This window comes from Streptomyces avidinii (assembly GCF_045161815.1).
In the GTDB taxonomy this organism is placed as follows: domain Bacteria; phylum Actinomycetota; class Actinomycetes; order Streptomycetales; family Streptomycetaceae; genus Streptomyces; species Streptomyces avidinii.
The window spans coordinates 8,574,260-8,587,384 of the sequence record NZ_CP108863.1; the positions used below are offsets into that span (position 1 = coordinate 8,574,260).

Genomic DNA, 13,125 nt, shown 5'->3' on the forward strand with positions numbered 1-13,125 from the left:
TCACTGTGACCATGACCGAGACCAACCGCGCGCAGGCGCCGGGCTCGCCCGCACGGCGCACGAAGCCGTGCCAGTGGTGCGGGCGTCCCGTATCGCAGCCCTTCCCGGTGGTGCGCAAGCTGCACTGCAACACCCGCCACTGGATCAGCGACGTGCGCGCCAACTTCTGGCGCAGGTTCTGGGACAACCTCTGAGCCGCCCCACCGGGAGCCGCCCGTGGCTCGGTTCGCGGTTCGATTCGCGGATCGGCCCGAGGATCAGCCCGCGGTTCAGCCCGCGGCGAGGAGGGTGAGCGTGTCGATCACGCGGTTCGAGAAGCCCCACTCGTTGTCGTACCAGGCGACCACCTTGACGTGGCGGCCGTCGACGCGGGTGAGCTCGGAGTCGAAGATCGACGAGGCGGGGTTGCCCGTGATGTCGGACGACACCAGCGGGTCCTCGGAGTACTCCAGCACGCCGGCCAGCGGCCCCTGCGCCGCAGTGCGGTACGCCTCGAGGATCTCCTCGCGCGTCACCTCGCGGGCGACGGTGGTGTTGAGCTCGACGATCGAGCCCACCGGGACCGGCACCCGGATCGAGTCGCCCGACAGCTTGCCGTCGAGCTGCGGCAGTACCAGGCCGATCGCCTTCGCGGCTCCGGTCGAGGTCGGCACGATGTTGACGCCGGCGGCGCGGGCACGGCGCGGGTCGCGGTGCGGGCCGTCCTGCAGGTTCTGCTCCTGCGTGTAGGCGTGCACCGTGGTCATGAAGCCGTGCTCGATGCCGGCGAGGTCGTCCAGTACGGCGGCCAGCGGGGCCAGCGCGTTGGTCGTGCAGGACGCGTTCGAGACGACCGTGTGCAGCGCCGGGTCGTAGGCGTCGGTGTTCACACCGAACGCGAGCGTCACGTCGGCACCGTCGGACGGCGCGCTGACCAGCACCTTCCGCGCACCCGCCTTGATGTGGCCACGGGCGGCCTCGGCCGAGGTGAAGCGACCGGTCGCCTCCAGGACGAGGTCGACACCGAGCTCGGCCCACGGCAGCTGCTCCGGCTCCCGCTCGGCGAGCACCGTGATGCGGTGGCCGTCGACGACGAGCACGTTGCCCTCGACGGTGACCGGGCGGCCGAGCCGGCCGGAGGTGGTGTCGAAGGCGAGCAGTCGCGCGAGGGTGGCGGGCTCCGTCAGGTCGTTGACGGCGACGACCTCGAGGTCCGTCTCGCGCTCCAGGAGCGCGCGCAGCACGTTGCGCCCGATGCGGCCGAATCCGTTGATGGCAATGCGAGTCATGAGCGATGTCCCTTTCGTTCGCCATCAGGTTCGCCCCCGCTCCGTGTCCCCGACAGCGGCGAGATCGCCATGGTTCGTAAGGATCTCGCCACACCTCGCCACACCGTGGGACGAGATCCTTCTCGGGTGGATACGGCCGTGGATGCGCCGTATACGCCCTATACGCCCTGGGTGAAGGTGCGCCGGTACTCCGTCGGAGTGGTGCCCAGGATGCGGTGGAAGTGCAGGCGCAGATTCGCGCCGGTGCCGAGGCCGACGTCATCGGCGATCTGCTCGACACTGCGCTCCGAACGCTCCAGCAGCTCACGCGCCACGTCGATGCGGGCCCGCATGACCCACTGCATCGGTGTGTACCCGGTGTCCTCGGCGAAGCGGCGCGAGAACGTACGGGGCGATACGCCCGCGTGCTGGGCGAGCGCCTCCAGGGTGAGGGGCTCGCCCAGCCGGTGCAGCGCCCACTCACGGGTGGCGGCGAACCGCTCGCCGAGCGGCTCGGGGACGCTGCGCGGCACGTACTGCGCCTGCCCGCCGCTGCGGTAGGGGGCCGCGACCAGGCGCCGGGCCGCGTGGTTCGAGGCGGCCACGCCGAGGTCGCGGCGCAGGATGTGCAGGCACAGGTCGATGCCCGAGGCGGCGCCGGCCGACGTGAGCACGCTGCCCTCGTCGACGAACAGGACGTTCTCGTCGAGGCGGATGTGCGGATGTTTCGCCGCCAGCGCTCGTGCGTAGTGCCAGTGGGTCGTGGCCCGCTTGCCGTCGAGCAGACCCGTGGCGGCGAGCGCGAAGGCACCCGTCGAGATGGCGGCGAGCCGCGCGCCCCGCTCGTGGGCGGCGATCAGCGCGTCGATCACCGCCCGCGGCGGGTCCTCACGGTCGGGGAAGCGGTAGCCGGGTACGAAGACGATGTCGGCCCAGGCCAGCGCGTCGAGCCCGTGCGTGACGTGGTACGAGAGCCCGTCGCCGCCGGTCACCAGACCGGGCGCCGCCCCGCACACCCGCACCTCGTACGGCATGCTGGCGCGCGTCGTGAACACCTGCGCGGGGATACCGACGTCGAGCGGCTTCGCGCCCTCGAGGACGAGGACGGCGACACGGTGGAGGCGGGAGGGCGGCACGGGTTCAGGGTACGGCGGGTTCACCGACCGCACGGCCGTGCCGTCTCCCGCGCGGGAGCGTGGCGGTGGATATGCGGTCCTGCGGTGACCCGCCGGGACGCGGTGCGGGACGCGATCCGGCGGGCCGGACGGGTCACAACTGCTTGGCGATGAGGTCCAGGTCCCCGCGGGTGAAGCCCGGGCCGTCCGGGCCGTCCGGTGCGAACGACTCGATGACCGCCTGGACGGCGGGAGCCGCGTCCGTACCGTTCACCTCGGTGAACTGCACGTTGTAGAAGACGAGTCTGCCGTCGACGTCCTCGCTGGAGATCTCCAGGACCTCGTCGAGCCAGTCGGCGGCCTTGGCCGCATTGCCCAGCTCGCGGTCCAGTTCCCGCAGACAACTACGGCCGATCCCCGGCAGCAGCGTCGTGGTGAGGGCCGTGGCGTCGGCGAAGGTGCGCACGTCCGGCCAGAACGTGTTGATGGGCCGGGGCCGGGACGTGTCGGTGAAGTCGAAGAACGTGAGGGTGTGGCGCACGCACACGTGGTGCACGTTCTGCTCGGCCGCGGTCAGCGTGAGGGTGACCTGCCGCCCGCTCACGTCGGCCCGGACCGTGGCGGTCGCGGCAGTCGTCCCGGAGTCGGCGTACGCCGCGATCGACGGCGCGTTCACACGGGCCTCCGCGAAGAGGCGCCGGCCCTGCTCGCACGTCGGGAACGGTGTCAGCCCCTTGCGCAGGTTCTGCTTGGTCGTGGCGTCGTACACCCACTGCTCGTGCAGGGGCGGGTACAGCACCCGCTCCTCGCGATCCACGCGCTCGGCGGCGAGGTGAGCGGTCTGCAGGTGCCGGTGCAGGGTCGTCCAGAGCGCGGCGTCGTACACACCGCGTCCGTTGTCCGCCCCGGCGGCCCTCAGCCAGGCGGTCTCCAGGTCCTTGAGCGCCAGCGACACGGCGTCCATCCGGCGCGTGCCCGGGCCGCCCGGTATCGGCTCGGTGTCGGGGTCGAAGTTCATGCCCGGGTCGTTGGCCGGACTCTGCGGCCCCAATGACACCATCAGCGGCAGGTTCCACAGCAGGCGGTGCGGGTTGGGGCTGCCGCCGGCACCCGCCGTCGCCACGGCCTCGGCGACGCGCTGGCCGGCCACCGACCAGCACAGACTCCAGAACGCCCGAGCCGCTCCCTGGAGCTGCGGGCTCTTCGAGTTCCAGGCAGGGGTGACCTGTTCGGCGATCGAGCTGAGGCGCTCCTTGGAGATCTTGTGGTGCAGTGCGCCGCTCTTCCACTCGGTGGGCAGCGCGTAGGCCGACTTGCCGTCGTTCAGCGGCTTGACGGCCCACTTCGTCCTGTCCGGTACCTCCCGGGCCGTGCTCGGTGGTGGAGCAGGCCTGCCGGCCACCGCAGACGTCGTCATGGCACTCCCTTCGCGGCCCACCGAGCGGGGGCCGCGCTCATCTTCGGGTCCTCGGGGAGCGGCCGTCCACCGGTTCCGGCGCATTGGGGAGGGCGGCAACGACAGCCATCGCAAACCCCGCCGCAAGCGCCCCGCGTGCCCCATCCGACACCCCCGGGAGGGCCTCGGGCCCACAGCGTTGCCTGCGGACTTCCCCGGGCCGTCCTTCACCGGGCAGCCCGAGGAGTACCGCCGGGCCCCGTGCCGTGCCGCGCTACGAAGCCGGGTGGGCGAACCGGCGGACGAAGGCGAGGGCGGTGTCGGCGACCTCGCGCCAGCCGTGGTCGATGGTCAGGGAGTGGCCGCGGCCGGGAATCTCGGTGATCTCCGTGACCGCGTGCGTGTTGTGGGCCTGCTTCTTGTAGGAGGCATCGGCGATGGCCCAGGGGACGGTGTGGTCCTTCTCCCCGGAGATGATCAGCAGCGGTCCCCGGTCGGCGGAGGTGGTGTCGACCTTGGCCTCGGTCCACGGGTTGACGTTCGCCGCCGCCGCCTGGAAGAGGGGTTCTCCCGGGGCAGGGACGGCGAAGGTGTCGTACAGCTCGCGGGCTTCCTCCTCGCCGACCGCGTTGGCGAAGGAGAAGCGGAACTGCTCGTATGTCAGAGGGACGGCCCGATGGTAGTTGGCCGGGTTGCCGAGGACCGGGCTCGCGGCCCGCAGGGAGGAGAGCGGCAGCGGCAGCACGCCGCGGAAGGGCGCCGGATCGATGGCGACGGATGCTCGGGAGAGGCCGCGCCCGGCGGTGATCTGCGTGATCAGCCCGCCGAAGGAGTGGCCGATCACCACGGGCTTGCGGTCGAGTGTGCGTATGAGGCCGCAGAAGTGGTCGGCGACTTGGCCGACGCTCTTGCCGGCGAAGACCTCGGGGTGGGCGTTGGCCTCCTCGACGGTCTCCGGGTCGTCCGGCCAGCCGGGGGTGACGGGCGCGAAGCCGGCGTCCTCGAAGACGGCGGCCCAGCGGTCCCAGCTGGTGGGCAGCAGCCACAGGCCGTGGATGAAGACGACGGGGATGCGGCCGGTGGCGTTGGCCGCCTCGACCCGGGCGAGGTCGCGCGCGTAGGACGCAGTGGTTTCGGGGGATGACACGGGTGGCTCCTCAGAGGTGGCGGGGCATCAGGCGGCGATGGTGCGGGCAGCCGACCGGATCAGCGCGACGACGGCGTCGGGCCTGCTGTACATGGGCAGGTGGGAGGACGGCACCTCGACCGTCCGGGACCGGGCCCGTGAGGCCTGGAACCGCTGGAGCTCGGGAACGATGCCCCGGTCCCGGCCGGAGATCAGGGTCCACGACGGCACGGTGTGCCACGCCGCGCTGCTCACCCGGTCGGTGAACGCGGATGCGCTGAGCGGGCGTTGGCCCGCGGCCAGCACGCGTGCGGTGGGAGGCGGAACGTCCTGGGCGAAGACCTCGTGGTACCGGTCGGGCCGGATGTAGAGGTCGACGCCGGTGGTGCCGTCGGGGCCGGGGACGGGCACGGGGTCGAGCGAGGCTTCGAGCCGGGAGCCGGGGAACCGTGCGGCGAGTTCACCGAGGACCTCTCCGGCATCGGGGATGAACGCGGAGACGTAGACCAGGGCCTTGACGGTGGGAGCGGTGGCTGCGGCCTGGGTGACGACCGCCCCGCCGTAGGAGTGGCCGACCAGGACGACGGGTCCGGGGACGGCGGCGAGCCGGGCGGCCACGTGGGCGGCGTCGTGGGTGAGGCCGCGCAGCGGGTTGGCCACGGCGATCACCGGGTGGCCGTACTGCTGGAGCCGTTCGGTGACGGGGTTCCAGCTGGAGGCGTCGGCGAAGGCGCCGTGGACCAGGACCACGGTCGGCCTCCCGGCCCGCTCCGGGCCGGGGCCGGGGCCGGTGGCGGACGCTGCGGCCGGCGGCGCCGCGGCGACGGTCAGCGCTGCCGCTGCGCCGGCGGCGGTCCTCAGTGTGTGGCGTCGGCTCAGTGGACGGCCGGTCATGTTCGGGGTCCTTCCGGGTCGGGGAGCGGGGCTGAGACGTGTCGGGCCGATGCGGTCACGGGGAGCCCGGCCGATCGGGGGCCGCGGGCGCGGCCGGGTCGTGCAGCAGGGCGCGTACGGCGAGGCCGCCGGCCACCCCGACCGCCAGCGCGGCCGCGGCCGTCCAGCCGGGCCGGAGCGGCAGGCCGAGTGCATGGTCGACGGAGAAGCGGCCGGGTCCCGTGAGGGCGAGCCCGGTGGCGATTCCGATGAGCACGAGGGGGTACTCGTAGCCGTCGTGCTGCACCCACAGGCCGTGGGGCCATTTGACGGCGAGGGCGACGGTCATCACGCCGATCGCCCCTGCGGCGCCGAGCGGAGTGAGGGCTCCGGCGGCCAGCAGCAGGCCGGAGCCGATCTGCCCGGCCCCCGCGGCGAGGGCGGTGAGCGCCCCGCCGCGGAAGCCGTCGCGCCGGAACTCCTCGGTCCCGCCCGCCAGTCCGCTGCCGCCGAGCAGGAAGCTGACCTTCTGCACGCCGTGCGCGGCGATCAGCAGGCCCGTGAGGAGGCGGAGGAGGAGCAGTCCGGTGTCCATGGTCGAACCGTCCGGTCAGCCGGCCGCGTGCGGGTCGATCATGGAGTGGGCGTAGACGACGCCCAGGCCGTACGCGCCGCCGTGCTCCTTGACCACGTCGGTGGTGGCGGCGTACGTCTCGGTGCGCGCCCAGTCGCGCTGGAGCTCCAGGAGCACCTGCAGCCAGGTGACGGGTACGGCGCCGGCGGCGGTCATCCGCTGCAGGGCGTGCTCGTGGGCGGCCGGGGTGACACCGGCCGATGCGTCGGCGACGACGTAGACCTCGTACCCCTGGTTGAGCGCGGAGAGGGCGGGCAGGACGAGGCAGACCTCGGTCCACAGGCCGCAGAGCACTATCCTGTGGCGGCCGGTGGCCTTGACCGCCTCGACCAGGGCCTCGTCCTCCCAGGCGTTCATGGAGGTCCGGTCGATGACGTCGTGCTTGGGGAAGACCTCGCGCAGCTGCGGCAGGATCGGCCCGGAGAAGGACTCGGCGGCCACGGTGGACAGTACGACGGGTACGTCGAAGACCCGGGCGGCCTTGGCGAGGCCGACCGTGGCGTTGATGACGGCGACGCGGTCGGTGCTGGCGGCGCCGAAGAACATCTGCGGCTGGTGGTCGACGAACAGCATCATCGCGTTGTCGGGGGTGAGCAGATCGCGGCTGGGCGCGGCGGTGACGGCGTCGAGGTCGAAGTCGAAGTCGGACATGAGGAGTTCCTCTCGGAGGTGAACGGTGTGGGAAGGGAAAGGGGGAAGGGGCCGGGTGCGCGCGCGGGTGGGCGGGCGGCTCAGAGGACGAAGCACGGATCGAATGCGGCGGGTGGCACCTCGGGGGCCTCGCCGCGCGCGGCCCTCCACCGGCGGTGCTGCTCGGAGGCGGCGACCACCTCCGCCAGCAGATCGGCCTGGCGGGCGCCCGCCGCCGAGGGCGGCGGTGTGGCCTGGTAGCCGCCGAGGTGCGCGACAGGGCTCCACTCGGGGCTGATCGGCGGAAGGGCCTCGTCCAGGCCCTCGTACTCACCGGCGGCGTACACGATCCGGCCGCCGGCCACGGTCAGCAGGGACTCGATGTGCGGGATGTCATCGGCCGCCACGGCGAAGTAGTCGTGGGACAGGACAGCGAAATCCGCGAACCGGCCTTCGCCGAGGATGCCCTTGTGCTCCTCCTCGCCGGTGAGCCGCGCTCCGCCGAGGGTGTACAGCTCCAGGGCCTGCTCGCGGGAGACCCGTTGCCCGGCCGGCCGCAGGGCCGCGCCGCCGACGGTCCGGCCGGTGACCAGCCAGTGCAGGGCCACCCACGGGTTGTACGAGGAGACGCGCGTGGCGTCGGTGCCCGCTGCGACGGGCAGACCGTGACGCAGCATGTCGGTGACGGGCGGGGCGAGAGCGGCGGCCTCGGCCCCGTAGCGCTGTGCGAAGGCCGTGCCCTGGAACGACATCCGGTTCTGCACGCTGATCCCGCCGCCCAGCGCCGCGATCCGCTCCAGGTTCCGGGCGGATACGGTCTCGGCGTGGTCGAACAGCCAGCCGTTGCCCGCCGGGAAGAGTCCGTCAGCAGCCAGTTTCTCGAAGACGGCGAGGTCTCGGCCGATGGTTTCGTCGTACGTCGCGTGCAGCCGGAAGCCCCAGCCGTTCTCCATCAGCAGCCGGACCGCCTTCTCGAACTCGGCTTCGTAGGAACCCAGTTCCGGCCGAGGCTCGGAGAAGTTCTCGAAGTCGGCGGCCGCCCAGGTCAGGTTCTCGCCGGCGCCGTTCAGCCGTAGCCATGCGTCGCCGTCCCCCGGCCGGACCGTCTCGGTCCAGCGTTCGAGGTCCGCCAGCTCCTGGCCGGCGGTCTGCGGGAACAGGTGGTAGCCGATGCGCACGCTGAGCTCACCCGCGCGGGCCAGCTCGGTGACGGTGGCGTAGTTCTCGGGGAAGCTCTGGAATCCGCCGGCCGCGTCCACGGCCGAGGTCAGGCCGAACCGGTTCAGCTCGCGCAGGAAGTGCCGGGTGGAGACCATCTTGTCGGCTTCGTTCAGCGCGGGGGCCCTCGCGAGGGTGGAGTAGAGGATCAGCGCTCCGGGGGCGGCCAGCAGCAGGCCGTTGGGGTCGCCGTTCCGGTCCCGGACGATCTGCCCGCCCCTCGGATCGGGGGTGTCGCGGGTGAATCCGGCGGCGCGCACGGCGGCCCGGTTGAGGATCGCCGACTGGTAGAGGTGCAGGACGAACACCGGGGTGTCGGGTGCGACGGCGGTGAGTTCGGCCGCGGTGGGCATCCGGCGTTCGGCGAACTGCTCGGCGGTCCAGCCGCCGACCACCCGGATCCACTGGCCCTTGGGGGTGCGGCCGGCCTGCTCGCGCAGCATGGCCAGGGCATGCCGCAGGCTGCGTACGCCGTCCCAGCGCAGCTCCAGTACGTAGTTGAGGCCGCCCCGGATGACGTGCAGATGGGAGTCGTTGAGCCCCGGGACCACCCGCCGGCCGAGGGCGTCCACCACCCGGGTGGCCGGTCCCACCAGGCCGGCGATGTCACCGTCGTCGCCCAGGGCCGTGATCCGGCCACCGCGTACGGCGATCGCCGTCGCTGCGGGCCGGGAGGGATCCTGCGTGTGAACGCGTGCGTTGCGCAGGACGAGGTCGGCCGCCCGGCCGTTCGGGGGACGGCCGGCCGGCGCGGGCGCGGCGGTGATGCCGCCGACAGGCATGCTGCTGCTCACGTTGCTCGCTTTCGAAAGGGGAAGTGCCAGAAGGCCAGGGGGTCAGAGGGTGCGCCGCACGCCGGCCTGCCGCTCGAGATTGCGCAACTGGACCGTCAGATCCCCCTCGACGGCGTGATGCGCGGGGCCGCTGCGGCCGATGGGGAGAACCGGCTCGCCGCGCATGTCCTCCAGCATGAGGGCGAAGGCCGTGTACAGGGCGACGGCCGCCAGCACGAGCCCGAGGACCCCGGAGACGGTGCCCAGCCAGTGCGCGCCCGTGAGGTTGGCGAGCGCTGCCACGGCGAAGCGGGGGATCGCCGTGCACAGCACCAGCCACAGGGCCCGCTTGGGGGTCGCGACGGATGCCATCATTACGGCGAACACCGCGAAGACGGCGTTGAGGACGCCCAGCACCCGGCTCCCGCCCGGGGCGTCCACGAACAGGGTCAGGGAGTTCACCAGCCAGAGACCCGAAAAGCAGGCCATGAGCGTCGCCGCCAGTACATCGCGGGCGCCGAACGCCAAGTGGCTCACGAGCAGTTGCAGGACGAAGGCCGGCAGGATGGCTAGGCCGACGGCGCGGTGCGCGCCCTCGTCGAAGAGCCCGATCTGGAAGCAGCCGACGATCACCGAGGCGATGGCCACCGAGTAGAAGCCCAGCGGCATGGGCGAGGCGATGGGCCGCAGGTTGATGCGCGTCATCCGGCGCAGGTCGGGCTCCAGGTGTCTTCCCCCGTCGGCCGGGCCGCGCCCCGGCACCGCAGCGGTCGCCGGTTCGGGTTCAGCCATCGGCCAGCGCCCGCTCCAGGACGTGGACGGCGAGCTCGATCGCGGACGCCGCCGCCTGCGTCCCGCGGAGTGCGTCGAGCATGACGAAGTCGTGGATGATGCCCTGGTAGCGCACCGCCGTGACGGGCACGCCCGCGGCGCGCAGCTTGTTCGCGTACGCCTCGCCCTCGTCCCGCAGGACGTCCGCCTCCGCGGTGATCACCAGGGCCGGCGGCAGACCGGTCAGCTGCTCGATGGTGGCGCGCAGCGGGGAGGCCGTGATCTCCGCCCGCTGGGCCTCGTCCGTCGTGTACTGGTCCCAGAACCACCGCATCCCGTCGCGGCGCAGAAAGTACCCCTCCGCGAACCGGTGGTAGGAGCCGGTGTCGAAGGCCGCGTCGGTGACGGGGTAGAAGAGGACCTGCTGGAGCAGGGCGAGCCCGGCGCGTTCCTTGGCCATCAGGGTCAGCGCCGCGGCCATGTTGCCGCCGACCGAGTCGCCGGCCACCGCGATGCGGGTGCCGTCCAGGCCGTGGCGGGCGCCGTCCGTGACGACCCAGCGGGCCACCGTCCAGTTCTGCTCGATGGCGACCGGGTAGCGGTGTTCGGGCGACAGCCCGTACTCGGGGAAGACGACGGCGGCCCGGGCGCCGACGGCCAGTTCCCGGACGAGGCGGTCGTGGGTGTGCGCGTTGCCGAACACCCATCCCGCGCCGTGGATGTAGAGCACGACCGGCAGGGCGCCGCTCACTCCGGCAGGTCGGACGATCCGGGCCCTGACCTCGCCGGTGGGGCCACCGGTGACGGTCACCCACTCCTCGTCCACGTCGGGCCTTGCGGTCCCGCCGCCCGACTGCACCTCGTCGACAGCTTTGCGGCCCTCGGCCGGTGGGACCTGGAACAGGAACGGCGGTGTCCCGGTCGCTTCCGCGAAGTCGGCGGCGGCCGGCTCCAGTACGGGGGCGACAGGGGTGTGGTCGGTCATGGATCGGACCTCTCGTCGGATCGAAGGGCGTACGCCCACGCCGTGCTGAGCTGCGGCGCATTCCGAAGCTAGACGGGCGGGAAAGTGCGCGGTCGCCTGTCCGCGCAGGGGAGTTGTCCCTCGGTGCAGGACTCCGGAAGGAGGGCGCCGGAGAACAGGGATGAGCACGCACGGGCAAGTGGGCGGACCGTCCTCTCGGGAGGATGGACACCGCCGGATTCAGACAACCGTGATGGAGGGGTAGTTCGTGCTGCTGCTGGACCTGGAGGACTTCGCACCGCGTGACCGGGTGGACGCGTTCCACCACGCGATGACGGACACCTCCGTGCCGAACGACATCGCTCACGAAGAGCCCGAATCGGGGATGCGTGCCCGGATCGAAGCATGGCGGGTGGGCGGGCTGGACCTCTTCGACGTGCGGTGCTCCGGCTTCGAGGTCCGGCGGACGGCCAGGCACGTGCGCGGGCACCGGGACCGTCCGGTGGTCTCGGTCTCCCTCCAGACCAGGGGCGTCCACCGGGCCGAGCAGGCGGGCGGGCGGTTCACTCTGGGGCCGGAGGACATCTGTGTGTTCCACGAGCTCGCGCCGCGCGCATACGGCTGGTCCGGATACGGCGCCTCGCAGGCCATCACCATGGACATGGAATATCTCGGGGTACCGGTCGACACCGTGCTACGGGCCTCCGTTCGGCTGCGGGCCAGCCCCCTGCACGACCTGCTCCTGGGGCATCTGCGAGCGCTCTGGCAGGATCCGGGCGGCCTGGAAGAGGATCCCGGAGCCGCCGCCCTCGCGAACGCCACCACCGAGCTCGTGCGGGCCCTCCTGACATCGGCGGCGCACGACGAGCGGGACCGGCAGGTCAGAGAGGCCATGGACAGTTCCCTGGTGGCCCGGATCATGGCCTACGCGCGTCGCCACCTCACCGATCCCGATCTCGGCCCCGAGCGCATCGCTGTGGAACACGCCATATCCAAGCGGCAGTTGTACGTGGTGCTCGGTCGCGCGGGCATCCGGCTGGAACAGTGGCTCATCGGCGAGCGATTGGAGGCGGCGTGCCGGTTGCTGGCTTCGCCCCGCCACGCGGCACTGCCCGTTTCCGCCGTGGCGACCCGTTGCGGCTTCATCAGCCCCAGCCATTTCACCAGGCGTTTCCGCGAGTCCTACGGGGTCACACCGAGCGAGTGGCGGCGCCACCGGCTCCGCCCCACCGCCCCGGTCGCCCGCGAGGACGCCTGAGCGTACGGGGCCGGCTCACCGCGCCGCGGCGTGCAGGTCCCGCCAGTCGCTCGGGGTCAGGCCGTAGGCGTGTTTGAAGATGCGGCTGAAGTGGGCGGCGTTCGGGAAGCCCCAGCGCCGGGCGATGGCGGAGATCGGACGGTGGCGCGCGGCGGGTGCCGCGAGTTCGTCACGACAGCGCTCCAGGCGCTGTGTCCGGATCCAGTCGCCCAGACAGATGCCGTTGCGCGACAGGGTGGTGTACAGACACCGACGCGAGATGTGGTGATGGGCCGCGATGCGTGCCGGGGTCAGGTCGTGGTCGCCCAAGTGGGTCCGGGCGTATTCCAGAATGCGCAGGTGAAGGGTGTCGTGCAGGGGCTCGGAGGCGCTGCGGTGGTCGCCGAGCCGGGCCGTGATGAGGGCACGCAGCAGTTCGATGCCCGGCCGGCCGGCCGCATCCATGCCGTGCACGGAGGAGGCGGCGGCGGGATGGGCCTGGTGACGGGCGATGCGCCGTAGGCAGGTGGCGGTGAGGTCGGCCAGCGGGTCTCGGCGACTGAGCCGGACCGCGGTGGCTCGGTTCAACGTGGCTGCGGGAAGGGCTAGTTCAGCTCTCGGGATGCGGAAGAAGTGCTGGTGGATACCGTCCCTGTTGAGCAGGGTGTAGGGGCGGGTCGTGTCGTAGAGCGCCAGATCCCCGGGTTCCAGGAAGGCCTCCCGGCCGTCCTGGACGACCATGCTGCTCCCGGTGACCTGCAGCCCGACGAACACGCTCGGTTCCAGGTCGTCGCGGGCGAGTGAGGGGGTGCGGCGGATGGTGGTGGCGTTGGCACGCACCGAGCAGACCTGCAGCGGTCCGACCGCGCTGATCGCACCCACCGTGCGGATGAGGCGGGGGTCCGGCTGATGAGTGATCTCCACGCGTACCACGCTGTCCCAGATCGCCTCACGGATCGCCTCGGCCCGCTCGGCGGGAGCCATGGCCGCACTGTCGATCAACACCTGTTGGTTCCCCTCCGCCCCGGGCGCCGCTCGGCCCATTTTGCATCAGGTCAACGAGGAGGTGGATTTCGAGCGGAGGATGTTGGCCACGGCAGGCGGGCGGAGAGCCGGGCCGGTTGCTGCCGGAGCCGTCGCA

The 13,125-nt window shown here is 72.1% G+C and carries 13 protein-coding genes; 2 read left to right on the forward strand and 11 right to left on the reverse strand.

Annotated features, from left to right (window positions below):
- The first annotated feature begins 11 nt into the window (after positions 1 to 11).
- Positions 12 to 194, forward strand: coding sequence for a hypothetical protein (locus tag OG373_RS39040; protein WP_405443611.1), 183 nt, complete (start codon positions 12 to 14; stop codon positions 192 to 194).
- A gap of 75 nt (positions 195 to 269) precedes the next feature.
- On the opposite strand, the gene gap is transcribed toward OG373_RS39040, so the two are convergent.
- The 10 genes from gap to OG373_RS39090 form a co-directional block, all read right to left on the reverse strand.
- A complete protein-coding gene (gap, locus tag OG373_RS39045) occupies positions 270 to 1,268 on the reverse strand; it encodes a type I glyceraldehyde-3-phosphate dehydrogenase (protein WP_397731829.1) in 999 nt (332 codons plus the stop codon).
- Positions 1,269 to 1,426: 158 nt separating this feature from the next.
- The gene (locus OG373_RS39050) at positions 1,427 to 2,383 is read right to left on the reverse strand and encodes a GlxA family transcriptional regulator (RefSeq protein ID WP_398671917.1); all 957 of its coding nucleotides are present in this window, start codon (positions 2,381 to 2,383) and stop codon (positions 1,427 to 1,429) included.
- 133 nt (positions 2,384 to 2,516) lie between these two features.
- Complete coding sequence (locus OG373_RS39055; RefSeq protein ID WP_405443612.1) at positions 2,517 to 3,779, reverse strand: hypothetical protein; 1,263 nt, start codon at positions 3,777 to 3,779, stop codon at positions 2,517 to 2,519.
- Between the two features lie 253 nt (positions 3,780 to 4,032).
- The gene (locus tag OG373_RS39060; RefSeq protein ID WP_405443613.1) at positions 4,033 to 4,905 is read right to left on the reverse strand and encodes an alpha/beta hydrolase; all 873 of its coding nucleotides are present in this window, start codon (positions 4,903 to 4,905) and stop codon (positions 4,033 to 4,035) included.
- A 27-nt stretch (positions 4,906 to 4,932) separates the two neighbouring features.
- Positions 4,933 to 5,778: an alpha/beta fold hydrolase gene (locus OG373_RS39065; RefSeq protein WP_405443615.1), complete on the reverse strand. Its 846-nt coding sequence runs from the start codon at positions 5,776 to 5,778 to the stop codon at positions 4,933 to 4,935.
- Between the two features lie 55 nt (positions 5,779 to 5,833).
- Positions 5,834 to 6,352: a DoxX family protein gene (locus OG373_RS39070; protein ID WP_405443617.1), complete on the reverse strand. Its 519-nt coding sequence runs from the start codon at positions 6,350 to 6,352 to the stop codon at positions 5,834 to 5,836.
- 15 nt (positions 6,353 to 6,367) lie between these two features.
- Positions 6,368 to 7,042, reverse strand: a complete 675-nt coding sequence (locus tag OG373_RS39075) for a hydrolase (RefSeq protein ID WP_405443618.1) — start codon at positions 7,040 to 7,042, stop codon at positions 6,368 to 6,370.
- A gap of 80 nt (positions 7,043 to 7,122) precedes the next feature.
- Positions 7,123 to 9,021 carry an amidohydrolase gene (locus OG373_RS39080; protein WP_405444361.1) on the reverse strand — a complete coding sequence of 633 codons (1,899 nt, stop codon included), beginning with the start codon at positions 9,019 to 9,021 and terminating at the stop codon, positions 7,123 to 7,125.
- 54 nt (positions 9,022 to 9,075) lie between these two features.
- Positions 9,076 to 9,804: an acetate uptake transporter family protein gene (locus OG373_RS39085; RefSeq protein ID WP_405443619.1), complete on the reverse strand. Its 729-nt coding sequence runs from the start codon at positions 9,802 to 9,804 to the stop codon at positions 9,076 to 9,078.
- A complete protein-coding gene (locus tag OG373_RS39090) occupies positions 9,797 to 10,768 on the reverse strand; it encodes an alpha/beta hydrolase (RefSeq protein WP_405443620.1) in 972 nt (323 codons plus the stop codon). Before OG373_RS39090 ends, OG373_RS39085 begins: the two co-directional genes overlap by 8 nt.
- A gap of 247 nt (positions 10,769 to 11,015) precedes the next feature.
- On the opposite strand from OG373_RS39090, the gene OG373_RS39095 reads away from it, so the two are divergent.
- On the forward strand, positions 11,016 to 12,005 hold the full coding sequence (locus OG373_RS39095) for a helix-turn-helix domain-containing protein (RefSeq protein ID WP_405443621.1): 990 nt from the start codon (positions 11,016 to 11,018) through the stop codon (positions 12,003 to 12,005).
- Positions 12,006 to 12,020: 15 nt separating this feature from the next.
- Here the strand turns inward: OG373_RS39095 and OG373_RS39100 are convergent, their stop codons facing one another.
- The gene (locus OG373_RS39100; RefSeq protein WP_405443622.1) at positions 12,021 to 12,989 is read right to left on the reverse strand and encodes a helix-turn-helix domain-containing protein; all 969 of its coding nucleotides are present in this window, start codon (positions 12,987 to 12,989) and stop codon (positions 12,021 to 12,023) included.
- Positions 12,990 to 13,125 lie beyond the last annotated feature (136 nt).

Coding starts and splice junctions, on each gene's coding strand:
- OG373_RS39040 (WP_405443611.1), top strand. CDS start 12: ATGACCGAGACCAACCGCGCGCAGGCGCCGGGCTCGCCCGCACGGCGC.
- gap (WP_397731829.1), bottom strand. CDS start 1,268: ATGACTCGCATTGCCATCAACGGATTCGGCCGCATCGGGCGCAACGTG.
- OG373_RS39055 (WP_405443612.1), bottom strand. CDS start 3,779: ATGACGACGTCTGCGGTGGCCGGCAGGCCTGCTCCACCACCGAGCACG.
- OG373_RS39065 (WP_405443615.1), bottom strand. CDS start 5,778: ATGACCGGCCGTCCACTGAGCCGACGCCACACACTGAGGACCGCCGCC.
- OG373_RS39070 (WP_405443617.1), bottom strand. CDS start 6,352: ATGGACACCGGACTGCTCCTCCTCCGCCTCCTCACGGGCCTGCTGATC.
- OG373_RS39075 (WP_405443618.1), bottom strand. CDS start 7,042: ATGTCCGACTTCGACTTCGACCTCGACGCCGTCACCGCCGCGCCCAGC.
- OG373_RS39080 (WP_405444361.1), bottom strand. CDS start 9,021: ATGCCTGTCGGCGGCATCACCGCCGCGCCCGCGCCGGCCGGCCGTCCC.
- OG373_RS39085 (WP_405443619.1), bottom strand. CDS start 9,804: ATGGCTGAACCCGAACCGGCGACCGCTGCGGTGCCGGGGCGCGGCCCG.
- OG373_RS39090 (WP_405443620.1), bottom strand. CDS start 10,768: ATGACCGACCACACCCCTGTCGCCCCCGTACTGGAGCCGGCCGCCGCC.